Below are 13,788 nucleotides of genomic sequence, written 5' to 3' on the forward strand. Positions count from 1 at the left end.
GCCCCGCTGGGCGCAACCGGGCTGGCTCCCGCCAGAACACGGTGGCACCGGTTCACCGGTGCCACCGGCACGCTTACGCCGCGACGGTGACCTCGGCTTTCTTCGCGGCGAGCATGCGTGCGATGGAGGCGGCGGCTTCGCGACCGTCGTAGACGGCACGCACCACAAGATCCGCACCGCGCACGTTGTCGCCGCCGGCGAAGACGCGCGGGTTGCTGGTCTGCAGCGGCAGGCGGCCTTCGCCACCGGCCACGATGCGACCGCTGCGATCGCGCTCGATGCCGAACGTGTCGCACCAGTCGGGCGGACTCGCCTGAAAGCCGAAGGCCTGGATGACGACGTCGGCGCGCAGATCGGTTTCGCTGCCCGGTACGTTCTGCGGACGCGGACGGCCGTCGTCGCCTTCGACCAGCTGGGTCTCGACGACACGCACGGCTTTCACACGGCCATCTTCACCGACCAGGGCCGTAGGCTGACGCTGAAACAGGAAGCGGACGCCCTCTTCGCGGGAGTAACCGACTTCGCGACGCGAGCCCGGCATGCTGGGCTCGTCGCGACGATAGACGCAGGTGACCGACGCGGCACCGAGACGAATCGCCGTGCGGTTGCAGTCCATGCCGGTGTCACCGCCGCCGAGCACGACGACGTGCTTGCCGGCGAGATCGTATTCGGCGGCCGGCTCTTCTTCGCGCAAGAGACGGTCGGTGTTGGCGATGAGGAACGGGAGCGCGTCGTGCACACCCACCAGATCGCGACCGTCGAGCTGACCGTCGACATAGGTGTATGCGCCGGTACCGACAAACACGGCGTCGTAATCCGCCAGCAACTCGTCGAACGCGATGTCGCGACCGATCTCGATGCCGAGGCGGAAGGTCACGCCCATGCCTTCGAGCACCATGCGGCGCGTGCGCACGACGGACTTGTCGAGCTTGAACGGCGGAATGCCGAAGGTCAGCAGACCACCGATCTCGTGATACTTGTCGAACACATCGGCGGCGATACCCGCGCGACGCAGGCGATCCGCGCAGGCCAGACCAGCGGGACCCGCGCCGACGATGGCGACGCGCGCACCGGTTTCCTTCACACGCGACAGGTCGGGGCGCCAGCCCTGACGAATCGCTTCGTCCGTCGCCCAGCGTTCGACGCTGCCGATGGTGACGGCACCGAAGTCACCCTGTTCGAGCGTGCATGCACCTTCGCAGAGACGATCCTGCGGACAGACGCGACCGCAGATCTCCGGCAAGGGATTGGTCTCGTGCATCAGCGTCGCCGCTTCGAACAGACGGCCGTCCTGCACCAGCTTCAGCCAGTTCGGGATGTAGTTGTGCACCGGGCAGGCGTGCTCGCAATACGGGTTGCCGCAGTCGATGCAACGCTCCGACTGCGACGCGGCTTCCGACGACGCGAAGTCGCCGGAGATCTCGCCGTAGCCGAGCACGCGCACCGCGACCGGCACCGTACGCGGCGTCTGGCGGGGGATTTCGAGAAAGCGGAAGTCCTTCGAACTCATGCCGCGCTCCGCAGTTCTTCGGCCAGCGCGTCGAGACTCGCGGCCTTGGGTTTCACCAGCCAGAAGCGCTGCAGCAGGCCGCGGAAATCGCCGAGTACCTTGCGACCCCAGGCGGAGTCGGTGAGTTCGGCGTGGCGGGCGATCAGCTGGCGCAGATGCTGCATGTAATGTTCCATGCCTTCGTGAGAGATGCGCACGATGTCGACGAGTTCGTGGTTGTAGCAATCGACGAAATTGCGCTCCATGTCCAGCACGTAGGCGAAACCGCCGGTCATGCCGGCGCCGAAGTTCAGTCCGGTGCGACCCAGCACGGCGACGACGCCACCGGTCATGTACTCGCAGCAATGGTCGCCCGCGCCTTCGACGACGGCCAACGCGCCGGAATTGCGCACGGCGAAGCGTTCGCCGGCCTGACCCGCGGCGAACAGTTCGCCACCGGTCGCGCCGTACAGACAGGTATTGCCGATGATCGAGGCGTCCTGGCTGGCGAACGGCGAATCGGCCGGCGGACGAATGACCAGACGGCCACCTGCCATACCCTTACCGACGCCGTCGTTGGCCTCACCGATCAGATCGATGTTGACACCGGCGGCGTTCCACGCACCGAGACTCTGCCCCGCCGCGCCGAGCAGATGCAGGTTCACCGGTTTGCCGGCCATGCCCATATCGCCCCAGCGACGGGCGACGTCACCGGAGAGCCGCGCACCGATGGCGCGATCCGTGTTGGCGATCGGGTAGGTAAACGTGCCGCCCAGGCCATCCTTCACCGCTTCGCGCGTTTCCGCCGCGATGCGACTGGCGAGCGCCGCGGGGTCGCGCATCGGGTTACGCGCGAAGGTGCAGGCGAAGTCGACCTTCTCACCCATGCCGTCTTCGCTGATGAGCGGCGACAGATCGAGGCGTTCCTGCACCGGCGTCACGCCGTCACGCTGCTCGAGGCGACCGCTCTGGCCGATGAGTTCGGCGATGGAGCGGACACCCAGTTGCGCGAGATGCTGGCGCACGTCCTCCGCGATGAAGCGGAAGTAGTTCATCACCATGTCGGGCAGCCCGAGGAAGTGCTTCTGCCGCAGGATCGGGTGCTGCGTGGCGACGCCCGTCGCGCAGTTGTTCAGATGGCAGATACGCAGGTACTTGCAGCCGAGCGCGACCATCGGACCGGTGCCGAAGCCGAAGCTTTCGGCGCCGAGCATCGCCGCCTTGATGACGTCCAGACCGGTCTTCAGACCACCGTCGGTCTGCAGGCGCACGCGACCGCGCAGGTCGTTGAGGCGAAGCGTCTGCTGCGTCTCCGCCAGACCCAGCTCCCACGGGGTACCCGCGTACTTGATCGAGGTGAGCGGACTGGCACCGGTACCGCCGTCGTGGCCGGAAACCGTGATCAGATCCGCGCCCGCCTTGACCACACCGGCGGCCACGGTGCCGACGCCCGCGTGCGAGACGAGCTTCACCGAGATCAGCGCCTGCGGATTCACTTCCTTGAGGTCGTGGATCAGCTGGGCGAGGTCTTCGATGGAATAGATGTCGTGATGGGGCGGCGGCGAGATCAGACCGATACCCGGCTTCGCGTAACGAAGACGAGCGATGGTCGCGTCGACCTTGTGACCCGGCAGCTGACCGCCCTCACCCGGCTTGGCGCCCTGGGCGATCTTGATCTGCAGCACTTCGGCGTTGACCAGATACGTCGGTGTGACGCCGAAACGACCCGAGGCCACCTGCTTGATCTTGGACGCGCGGTCGGTGCCGTAGCGCGCGGGATCTTCACCGCCCTCACCCGAGTTGCTGCGGGCGCCGAGGCGGTTCATCGCGATAGCGAGCGCCTCGTGCGCTTCGGGCGACAGCGCACCGAGCGACATGCCGGCGGAGTCGAAACGCTTGAGGATGTCCTCGACCGGTTCGACGTCGTCCAGCGGAATGGGCGTGGTCGCGCGTGGCACGAGCAGATCGCGCAGTGCGGACGGCGGACGCGTGTCGACGTAACGCGCGTATTTGGCGTAGTCGGCGTAGTCGCCCGTACGTACCGCCACCTGGAGGCTGGCGATGACGTCCGGGTTGTACATGTGGAACTCGCCGCCGTGCACGTACTTGAACAGGCCACCGGCACGCAGCGCGTGCGCTTCGTCCCAGGCTTCGGCAGCGAGCAGACGCTGCTCCTGCTCGAGGTCGGCGAAGGTGGACCCGCCGATACGCGACGGCGTGCCCGGGAAACAGGCTGCGACGACTTCCGGCGCCAGACCGACGATCTCGAACAGCTGCGCACCGCGATAGCCCGCCACCGTGGAGATACCCATCTTCGACAGGATCTTCAGCAGGCCCTTGCGGATGCCGCGACGGTAGTTGCGGCCGATCTCGCGCGGAGCGCCTTCGCCGTTGCGGATGTGCCCGCTGCGGCCCATGTCGAACAGACTCTGGTAGGCCAGCCACGGGTAGATCGCGGTGGCGCCGAAACCGAGCAGACACGCAAAGTGATGCGGATCGCGCGGCGTCGCCGTCTCGACCATGATGTTGCACTGACAGCGCAGGCCCTTGTCGACCAGACGCGCATGCACGGCACCGGTGGCCAGCAGCGAATGAATCGGCAACAGATCGCGGCGCGGATAGCGGTCGCTGAGGAACACGATACGCACGCCCGCGCGCACGGCTTTCTCGACATCGTCGCAGATACGCAGGAGCGCCTGCTCGAGCGTTTCGTCCGCGCCGTACATGAGGTCGAAACGTGGCGTGTCCGCATAATCCTCATTCGCCAGGATCTGACGCAGCTTGCGCTGCGAAAGGATCGGCGAGTTGAGCAGGATCTGCTTCGCGTTCTCCGGGCCGAGATCGAAGATGTTGCGTTCCTGGCCTATCTGGGTAACCAGCGACATCACCAGGCGCTCGCGCAGCGGATCGATCGGCGGATTCGTCACCTGGGCGAAGCCCTGGCGGAAGCGATCGAACAGCGGACGGATCTGTCGCGACAGCACGGCCATCGGCGTGTCGTCACCCATCGAGCCCGTGGCTTCCGCCTCGGTTTCGGCCAGCACCTTCAGCACCGACTCGCACTCTTCGCGCGACAGGCCGTAGAGCTTCTGGTAGCGGCGCAATTCGTCGGCCGGCAGCGGTTCCGCCGCCAGGCTCGGATCGATCAGGTCGGACTCGAGATAGGTCACGCCGTCACGCAGCCAGTCACGGAACGGTGCCCGCTGGCGGTTGATCGCGTCGATGTCGGCGTCACGCAGCAGACGGTGCTCGCGGAAGTCCACGGCGATCATCTCGCCGGGCGCAAGACGACCCTTGGCGACGATGCGCGACGACGGGACGTCCCACAGACCGGCCTCGGACGCCACGATCAGATGATTGTCGTCGGACAACGCCCAGCGCGCGGGACGCAGGCCGTTACGGTCCAGGGTACAGGCGGCGTAACGGCCGTCGCACATCACCAGACCGGCGGGGCCGTCCCACGGCTCGCTATGCAGCGCGTAGTACTCGTAGAACGCGGCGAGATCTTCGTCGATGTCTTCGCGCGCGGCGTAAGCCGGCGGCACGAGCACGCGCATGGCGGTGAGCAGATCCATGCCGCCCATGAGCAGCACTTCGAGCGCGTTGTCGAGACTTTCCGAATCCGAGCCGCTCTGGCGCACCAGCGGACCGATGTCGGAGAGATCGACGAGCTCGGAACGCATGACGGCCGTGCGGGCCTGCATCCAGCGACGGTTGGCACGAATGGTGTTGATCTCACCGTTGTGCGCGAGCAGGCGGAACGGCTGGGCGAGGCGCCACTGCGGCGACGTGTTGGTCGAGAAACGCTGGTGGAAGACCACCGCGTCGGCAACCAGCGCCGGGTGCGCGAGGTCCGGATAGACCTGACGAAGACGGCCGGGGGCGGCCATCGCCTTGTAGCCCACGACCTCGCCCGAGAGCGAGACCACGTAGAACTGCTTGTCGTCGGCCAGCTGCAGCTCGGTGCGGCGACGCGCACGGAACAGTGCGGCTTCGAATTTCGCCGGCGAAAGGTCGCCCGGCGCGTCGACGAAGATCTGCCGCACGCGTGGCATCGAAAACGACGCCAGCGGACCGCAGGCATCCGTGTCGACAGCGACGTCGCGCCAGCCGGCGACGGAAAGATTCACGGCGGCCAGCTCGGCCTCGAGCACACGAGCGCCGGTGTCGTCGCCGTTCGGGTCGAGGAACACCACGCCCGCGGCGAAATGGGTGGCGAGCGTTACGCCCGCTTCGCCGGCGAGCGCGCGCAGCCATTCCACAGGACGGCGAATGAGCACACCGCAACCGTCGCCACTGATACCGTCGGCGTTGACGCCACCACGGTGGGAAAGTTTCGCGAGTGCGTCGAATGCGGTGTCGACCAGCTTCGCGCTGGCGTGACCGTCGATCTGCGCGACGATACCGAAGCCGCAACTGTCGTGTTCGAACGCCTCGTCATAGAGGCGCGGAATGCCTTGCTTCACCATCCGCCTCCTGGTGGCCGTTGGTTTTGCTGGGGTGACGCAGACGTGGCCCCGCGACCTGGAACGGCCGACTCTTCACGTATACGCAGGAAACTAGCGACCCACTTTAGTCACATTTGTCGCGGCGCGTCAAAGCGTTCGGACGTCCAAACGGAAAGCCAACGGAAATCTTACGGGAGCGAACGAAAGACCAGTCGCGAAAAATGAGGTACGGGGCGGGTTGCGGGGCATACCAGGCCGTACGGTGAGGCGACCTGAATCGCCGGCAGGGCTGACTCCTCCCGGGCCCGGATAGGTAATAATCGACCCTATGCGCCCAACTTCCCGTCTGCCACTCGCCCTGACCCTCGCCATCGCCACGCTTACGCCCCTCCTGCCCGCCCACGCGGCCCAGGACGGCAAGACGCGATCCCAGCAGGACGAGGCCCGGCAAAAGCTCGAAGGAGTCCGCAAGGACATCGATAACCTGACGAAAGAGCAGCGCGAGACCGCCAACGCCCGTGACAGCGCCAACGCCGCGCTGGCGAAACAGGCCGAGCAGGTATCCGCCGCCGCCAGGGCGGTGCGCGAGACGGATGGCGACCTCCAGCAGCGCCAGCACGACCTGGAGCAGCTGAACGCGCAGCGGGCACAGATGGAAGCGGGCCTCTCGAAGCAGAAGGACGCCCTCGGCGACCTGCTCCGCGCGACCTATACGCTCGGACGCGGCTCGGATCTGCAGCTCCTGCTCGGCGACGAAGACGTCAACCGGATCTCGCGCGCCCTGGCCTACTCGAAATATTTTCAGGACAACCGGGTCGAGAAGATCCGCGGCCTGCTTGCGGATCTTTCCCGCCTGCAGGAGGTCGAAGCCGCCATCACCGCCGAACAGCAGAAGCTCGAGGCGACGCGGGCGGAGCGCGAGTCGCGCGCCGCGGAACTGGAAAAGCAGCGCGCCAGCCAGGCGAAACTGGTGGCCGAGGCGGATTCGAAATACAAGGACCAGGCACAGCGTATGGCCGCGCTGAAACAGAACGAGCAGGACATGAACTCACTGGTCGGCCGCCTGCAGAAGGTGATCGACGACGCGGCGAAGGCCGAGGCGGCCCGGGCGGCCGTCGAGGCGGCGCCTGCGCCCAAGGGCACGCCCGCAGCGGCACCGGTGGGCAACATGCGCGGCAACCTGCCCTGGCCGGCCAACGGTCCGGTGCACGCGTTCGGCAGCGGCGTCATCATCGTCGCGCCGCGCGGCAGCGAGGTGAAAGCGGTCGCGCGCGGCCGCGTGGTCTTCGCCAACTTCCTGCGTGGCTACGGCATGATGATCATCGTGAACCACGGCAACGGATTCATGAGCATGTACGGCAATAATGAGACGCTGCTGCACGGCGTGGGCGACACGGTGGAGGCCGGCCAGGCGGTCGGCACCGCCGCCGCACCCGCCGGCGACAACGGCGCGTACTTCGAGCTGCGCCAGGGTGGCAAACCCATCGACGCGCGTGGCTGGTTGAGCAAGAAGCATTGACCCCGGAGACAGGCATGCGTCAGCACCCCCTTCGCCTCGCCCTCGCACTGGCTCTCGCCGGTGCGATCGCGGTTCCCACCGTCCAGGCGCAACAGGCGAAGCCCGCGCTGAAGCAGCCCGACGCCCCCGCCGCATCGTCGACCACGGCGGCGAAGGTCGCCACTCAGGCCGACGACGCCGTCGATCTGGACGACATTCGCAATTTCACGCGGGTGTACCAGATCGTTCGGCAGGCCTACGTCGAGAAGCTCGACAACAAGACGATCATGAAAGCCGCCATCAGCGGCATGCTCCAGAACCTCGATCCGCACAGCGAATACCTCGACAAGGAAGGCCTCGACGAACTCGATGAGGACACCACGGGCCAGTACGGCGGTCTGGGCATCGAAGTCCTGCAGGTCGAAGGCGCACTGAAGATCGTCTCGCCCATCGACGACACCCCCGCGTCGCGTGCTGGCATCAAGCCGGGCGACACCATCCTCAAGGTCGACGGCATGGTCGTCGACAGCCAGAACATCGACGACGCGTTCAAGAAACTGCGAGGCGATCCCGGCAGCAAGGTCACGCTCACCATCCTGCACGAGAAATCCGACAAGCCGATCGACATGCCGCTGGTGCGCGAGCGCATCGCAGTCACCAGCGTCAAGCTGCGTCAGCTCGACCCCGGCTACGTCTACATCCGTCTCAGCCAGTTCCAGGAAGACACGTCGACCGACCTCGACAAGAAGCTCTCGGACTGGATCACGAAGAACGGCGCGCCCCGGGGCGCCGTGCTCGACCTGCGCTCCAATCCGGGCGGTCTGCTGACCACGGCCGTCGGCGTCGCCGACACCTTCCTGGACTCGGGCACCATCGTCACGACCAAGGGCCGGTTGCCGGACGCCAACCTGCACTTCGATGCCCACCCGGGCGATCTGCTCAAGGGCGCACCGATGGTCATCCTCACGGACAACGGCACGGCTTCCGCCGCCGAGATCGTGTCCGGTGCACTGAAGGACAACCACCGCGCACTCATCATGGGTCGTCGCACCTTCGGCAAGGGCGTGGTGCAGACCGTGTTGCCGCTGGATCAGGACCACGCGGTGAAGATCACCACCGCACGCTACTACACCCCCAACGGCACCTCGATCCAGGCCGAAGGCATCAAGCCGGACATCGCGCTGGCCGACCTCTCCGTGAACAAGAGCGACACGCCGCCCGCGCTTATCGGCTCGGAAGCCGACCTGCCCAATCATCTGGTGAACGAGAAAGCGTCGTCGGACGACAAGAACGCCAACGACGACGACGGCAAGCTCGCGATCGAAGACTATCCGCTGTCGCAGGCGCTCAACGTGCTGAAGGGTTTATCGCTGGGCCGTAACGTATCGAAGTAAGCGCCCCGACGCTTACCAGAACTTCCACCACGGACGCGCGGCGCGGGCCTTGACCATCTCACGCCGCAGCTTCCGTGGGAGCTGCGGAGTGGCGCCCGGCGCCAGGGTTTCTTTCGCCGTCCAGCCGGTGAACACCAGCTTGCCGTAAGCGCTGGCGGGAAGGTCCACGTCGAAGGTGGTCACGCTCTGCGCCAGCTCGGGCGGCAGCGAATAAAAATGGTCGACATCGTCGCCTTCGGCATCGGAGGCATCCTGCAATGCTTCGATACGGGCGTGGATGGCATCGAACGCCGGCGGTGGTTCGCCATGCGAGACGATGTGACGGACATCGTCGCCCTCCCCGTCGTGCTCGACATGCCAGGTGCGCAGGCCATCGACGTAGCACGTGGCGGCGCTGACCATCACGTGCTCCTCCTGTTCGCAGGTGATCACCGTGCAGCCACGCGACAGCGGGCGCAGCGATTCCTCCGCGATCAGGGGCGAGGCGAACCGTGTGACGACGACAAACCAGCCGGACGGCAGTTCGATGGCGTAGCCTCGACGCGGATCGGTCGTGGTCTGCTCATTGCGGACCAGGTCGAGAGCGGCGAGGACGGCATCGCCATCCTTGCCTTTGACCGCCAGCCAACCGACCGAAACGCCCATCGGCTCACGCCTGCTCGGGCGGTGGTTTCAGAAGAAACTTCACGGCCAGCAAACCGAGCTCGTACAGGATGCACATCGGCACAGCCAGCATCACCATCGAGAGCAGATCCGGCGGCGTGATGAAGGCGGCGATGGCGAACGCGCCCACGACGGCGTAACCGCGCCCCTTGCTGAGCTTTTCGGCGTCGACGATACCGATGGCGGCAAGGATCACGACCGCGACCGGCACTTCGAAGCACAGGCCGAAGGCGAAGAACATCAGCATGACGAAGTCGAGGTAATGCGTGATGTCCGTCATCATCGCCACGCCGTCGGGCGTCACGGCATTGAGAAACTTGAACGCCGCCGGCAGCACGATGAAATAGGCGAAGGCGCAGCCCGAATAGAACAGCACCAGCGATGCCACCAGCAACGGGCGCGCCAGGCGCTTCTCGTGCTTGTAGAGGCCCGGGCTGACGAAGGCCCAGAGCTGGTACAGGATCATCGGCATGCTGATGAACAGCGCGCAGAAGAAGGCCAGCTTCAACGGAGTGACGAACGGGCTGGCGACTTCCGTGGCGATCAGATGCGCGCCCTGCGGCATGCGCTCGACCAGCGGTTTGGCCAGTTCCGCATACAGGTGGTTGGCGACGGGCATCAGCGCCAGCAACACCACGAGCAACACCACGATGGCGCGGAGCAGGCGGGAACGGAGTTCGATCAGGTGGGAAAACAGACCCTCTTCGACCACGTCGTCGCCGGACGGATCGGAGTCAGCTGCGCTCATGCGGTTCGTTCCTGGGCGGCGGGGTGTCGCCGTGGGCCAGCGGCAGCATGTCGCGCGCCGGGTCGGGCTCACGACCCTCGACGCGAGCTACCGGGGTATCGGAAAAGGTGTCGCGCACACGGTCGCCGGTCTGGCGGGCATCGTCCGCGGCGGCACGGAAGTCTTCACGGACGCTGCTGCCAGCGGCGCGGATGTCGTCACGCACGCTGTCATGCGTGGCACGGGCGTTTTCGGCGGTCTCGCGCAGCGTGCGCTTGATCTCTTCGGCCTGAATCTCGCGCTCCACCTCGGACTTGACGCTGTCCCAGCCGTTGCGCATGCGCCGCAAAAGGGCGCCTGCCGTACGTGCGGCGTGCGGAAGGCGCTCGGGGCCGAGCACGATGAGCGCCACCACCGCGAGCAGCAGCAATTTACCGAAGCTGATCTCGATCATGGCGCCGCCGGGATCACGGAGCGCGGTCGCGCGGCTCGGTGGTTTCGCTGTGAACCGGCGGGACCTGGGTGCTCACGGGCGGATCGGCACGCAGTTTCTCTTCACGCTCGCGCGCCGCGCGGGCCTCTTCGTCGCCGTCCAGACCCTTCTTGAAGTCGCGCATGGCGCCGCCCAGGTCCGAGCCGATGTTGCGCAGCTTCTTCGTACCGAAGATCAGCACGACGACGAGCAGCAGGAGGACGATATGGGTAATGCTCATGAAAAACCTCGCGGGCCCGTTCGGTCCGGGCCGTGGGACGGTCCGGCGCCCCTTGGGGCACCGGGTGGGACGACACTCAGCGGTTAGTGTACTCCTCAAGTTTATCCCTGAATTCCACTACCTCGCTTGGAACATTCGTCACACCGCCTTCAAAAATGCGACGTGCCGTGATTCCGGGGCCGTAAATCTGCTCGTTGGAGTCGTCGTCGATGCTGAAATGGGTGCCATCGAGCGCGATGCCGGCAAACAGGCCCTTGGCGCGCGAGTAGGTGTAGATCTCGGCTTTCATCTGGCCATCGGTGGCGGCCGTGGCGGAGCGGCCGACCGGGCCGGCCGCCGCGGAGGCGTTGGCGCCCATGGTGAACTTGCCGTCGATGATGCTCTGTACGCCACGATCGGTGCGGAACACGAGGATCACGTCGGCGGACTGGATGCCGACCTGGAAGCCGACGCCCGCACCGGCCATCGAGATGAAGTTGGGGTTCGACCACGTGCCGTCACGCGTCTTGATCGAGATCAGGCCTTCGCCCTTGGAGCCAGAGAAGACGAAGCCACCCTTGACCATGGCCGGCAGCACCGCGATGGCCTTGGCGTTCTTGAGCAGATCGGCAGGCAGCGATTTGTCGGGCGCGTCGTCGATCATCTCGGACAGCACACGGACCGCGTTCCGGGCCTGCTCTCTCGGCGGGTCGGCGGCCTGGACGGCCAGCGAGGGCAGCAGGGCGAGAAGGCCGAGGGCGAGCAGGCGAAGCGGGCGTGGGGACATCGGGTGGCTCCTATCGATACGCGGGGTGGCAGCGGCTGCGGCATTGAGAGCGAGCCTCGTCGCGCCGCCCTATGGCAGACTGCAACGATTCCCGCGAGCGCCGGACTCCGATGCCAGGTACGCCAAACTATACCGGCCTTGCCGGTCATTCCCACGACACCCTGCCCCAGGCGGGTGTGCTGCTGGTTAATCTCGGTACACCTGAGGCGCCCACCGCGGCGGCCGTACGGCCGTACCTCGCCGAGTTTCTGGGTGACCCGCGCGTCATCGAGTACCCGCGCCTGCTGTGGAAAGCCATTCTCCACGGCGTCATTCTCCGCGTCCGTCCCAAGCGCTCCGCCCACGCGTATGCCCGTATCTGGACCGCGGAAGGCTCGCCCCTGCGAACAGGCAGCGAGGCGCTGGCCGCGTCCCTGCAGGCCGAACTCGGGCGCCGTCGCAACGGACCGATCCGCGTCGCCCTGGCCATGCGCTACGGGCGGCCCAGCGTGGCGGCGACGGTTGCCCAGTTGCAGCGTGAAGGGGTGCGGCGGTTGCTCGTTCTGCCGCTCTACCCCCAGTACTCGGCCACCTCGACCGGCAGCGTGTTCGACGCGGTGGCCGACACGGTGAAGGGTCTGCGCTGGCCACCGGAACTGCGCCAGATCAACGACTACCACGACGATCCCGCCTATATCGCCGCGCTCGCCGCCAGCGTGCGCGACCACTGGGAGCGCAACGGCCGGGGCGAGAAGCTGCTGATGAGTTTTCACGGCATTCCCGAGCGCTACGTGCGCAACGGCGATCCGTACTTCTGCCAGTGCCACGCCACCGCTCGCCTGCTCCGCGAAGCGCTGGGCGTCACCGCGGACGAGGCGCCGATGAGCTTCCAGTCACGCGTGGGCCGCGAACGGTGGTTGCACCCGTACACCGACGAGATGGTCAGGCAGTTCGGCGCACAGGGCGTCAAGCGCATCGACACGATCAGTCCGGGCTTTGCCGTCGACTGCCTCGAAACCCTCGAAGAGATCGCCATGCAGAACGCGGAATTCTTCCGCGAGGCCGGCGGCGAGACGCTCAGCTACATCCCCTGCCTCAACGCCCGTCCGGACCACGTGGGCGCCATCGCGGACCTGGTGCTGCGCCACACGCAGGGATGGCCCGAGTTCGCGGCAGATTACGACCCGGCCGCGGCGGCGATGCGCCTTGCCGCCGCGCGCGAACGTGCGCGTAAGGCACATGCCGATGCGTGAGTTGCGCATCGCCATACCAGGCATGGAGCTCGCCGGACTGAGCTGGGGCGAACCCGACGCCGCGCCGCTGGTGCTGATCCATGGCTGGCTCGACAACGCCGCGAGCTTTGCTCTGCTCGCACCCCGGCTTGCCGACCGGTTCCACGTGATCGCGCTGGACCTTCCTGGCCACGGTCACTCGGACCATCTGCCCGAGAGCACGATCTACACGCATCAGGATTACACGCGGGCCGTGCTCGCCGCCGTCGACTCGCTCGCGCTGCCGCGTTTTCATCTGCTGGGTCACTCGCTGGGCGCCGGTGTGGCGACGATGGTGGCCATCGCGGCGCCGGAGCGCATTCGCGCAATGGCACTGATCGAAGGCCTGGGGCCGCTCGGAGACGACGGATCGCGCACGCTGGACCGGTTTCGCGAAGCGATGGTGTCGACGGCTGGCGGCGCCCGGCCCTTGCGCGTCTTTCCGTCGATCGACGATGCGGCTCGTGCCCGCGCACTGGCCAGCGGCCTCGATGCGACGCTGGCACGACACATCGTGGAACGCGGCCTGCGCGAGGTCGACGGTGGATACAGCTGGCGCAGCGATGCGCGCCTGTCGCGGCCCACGGCCCTCCGCCTCGCGGAGACGCAGATCATGTCGTTGCTGCTGGGGCTCGCTGCACCGACGTCGTTGTTGCTCGCCAGGCCGTCGCCGCCCTATCTCGAGCCCGAGGCATTGCAGGTACGGATCGATTGCGTCGACGATATCCGGGTGAAGCACATGGATGGAGGGCATCATCTGCACCTCGAACACCCGGAGGCCGTGGCTGACTGGGTGCATGGCGCGCTGTAAGCAGGCAGGGAAAGTCACATACCCGCCAA

Annotated in this window: 11 protein-coding genes; 4 read left to right on the forward strand and 7 right to left on the reverse strand. The window is 66.5% G+C overall.

Annotated features, from left to right (window positions below; translation table 11 throughout):
• Nucleotides 1–73: 73 nt before the first annotated feature.
• The gene (locus tag BLT40_RS15595; protein ID WP_036116303.1) at nt 74–1,510 is read right to left on the reverse strand and encodes a glutamate synthase subunit beta; all 1,437 of its coding nucleotides are present in this window, start codon (nt 1,508–1,510) and stop codon (nt 74–76) included.
• A complete protein-coding gene (gene gltB, locus BLT40_RS15600; RefSeq protein WP_090354741.1) occupies nt 1,507–5,958 on the reverse strand; it encodes a glutamate synthase large subunit in 4,452 nt (1,483 codons plus the stop codon). Before gltB ends, BLT40_RS15595 begins: the two co-directional genes overlap by 4 nt.
• 307 nt (nt 5,959–6,265) lie before the next feature.
• Between gltB and BLT40_RS15605 the strand changes: the two genes are divergently transcribed.
• Both BLT40_RS15605 and BLT40_RS15610 read left to right on the forward strand, forming a co-directional pair.
• Nucleotides 6,266–7,456 carry a murein hydrolase activator EnvC family protein gene (locus BLT40_RS15605; protein ID WP_090354745.1) on the forward strand — a complete coding sequence of 397 codons (1,191 nt, stop codon included), beginning with the start codon at nt 6,266–6,268 and terminating at the stop codon, nt 7,454–7,456.
• A gap of 14 nt (nt 7,457–7,470) precedes the next feature.
• Entirely contained in the window at nt 7,471–8,829 is a 1,359-nt protein-coding gene (locus BLT40_RS15610) for a S41 family peptidase (protein WP_079520629.1), read from the forward strand.
• A 12-nt stretch (nt 8,830–8,841) separates the two neighbouring features.
• Here BLT40_RS15610 and BLT40_RS15615 read toward each other — a convergent pair whose 3' ends face one another.
• The 5 genes from BLT40_RS15615 to BLT40_RS15635 all read right to left on the reverse strand — a co-directional run bounded on the left by BLT40_RS15615 (nt 8,842) and on the right by BLT40_RS15635 (nt 11,698).
• Nucleotides 8,842–9,474, reverse strand: coding sequence for a hypothetical protein (locus BLT40_RS15615; protein ID WP_051944042.1), 633 nt, complete (start codon nt 9,472–9,474; stop codon nt 8,842–8,844).
• A 4-nt stretch (nt 9,475–9,478) separates the two neighbouring features.
• Nucleotides 9,479–10,240: a twin-arginine translocase subunit TatC gene (tatC, locus tag BLT40_RS15620; protein ID WP_036116310.1), complete on the reverse strand. Its 762-nt coding sequence runs from the start codon at nt 10,238–10,240 to the stop codon at nt 9,479–9,481.
• Nucleotides 10,227–10,673, reverse strand: a complete 447-nt coding sequence (gene tatB, locus BLT40_RS15625; protein ID WP_079520632.1) for a Sec-independent protein translocase protein TatB — start codon at nt 10,671–10,673, stop codon at nt 10,227–10,229. The genes tatC and tatB overlap by 14 nt, the downstream gene beginning before the upstream one ends.
• 13 nt (nt 10,674–10,686) lie before the next feature.
• Entirely contained in the window at nt 10,687–10,932 is a 246-nt protein-coding gene (tatA, locus tag BLT40_RS15630) for a twin-arginine translocase TatA/TatE family subunit (protein WP_036116312.1), read from the reverse strand.
• A gap of 76 nt (nt 10,933–11,008) precedes the next feature.
• Nucleotides 11,009–11,698, reverse strand: coding sequence for a lipid-binding SYLF domain-containing protein (locus tag BLT40_RS15635; RefSeq protein ID WP_036116315.1), 690 nt, complete (start codon nt 11,696–11,698; stop codon nt 11,009–11,011).
• A gap of 110 nt (nt 11,699–11,808) precedes the next feature.
• Here BLT40_RS15635 and hemH point away from each other — a divergent pair, with 110 nt between their 5' ends.
• Both hemH and BLT40_RS15645 read left to right on the forward strand, forming a co-directional pair.
• On the forward strand, nt 11,809–12,930 hold the full coding sequence (hemH, locus tag BLT40_RS15640) for a ferrochelatase (protein ID WP_090354747.1): 1,122 nt from the start codon (nt 11,809–11,811) through the stop codon (nt 12,928–12,930).
• On the forward strand, nt 12,923–13,759 hold the full coding sequence (locus BLT40_RS15645) for an alpha/beta fold hydrolase (protein ID WP_255364035.1): 837 nt from the start codon (nt 12,923–12,925) through the stop codon (nt 13,757–13,759). The genes hemH and BLT40_RS15645 overlap by 8 nt, the downstream gene beginning before the upstream one ends.
• The last annotated feature ends 29 nt before the right edge of the window (nt 13,760–13,788 follow it).

The organism is Dyella sp. 333MFSha (genome assembly GCF_900102405.1).
Taxonomy (GTDB): Bacteria; Pseudomonadota; Gammaproteobacteria; order Xanthomonadales; family Rhodanobacteraceae; genus Luteibacter; species Luteibacter mycovicinus.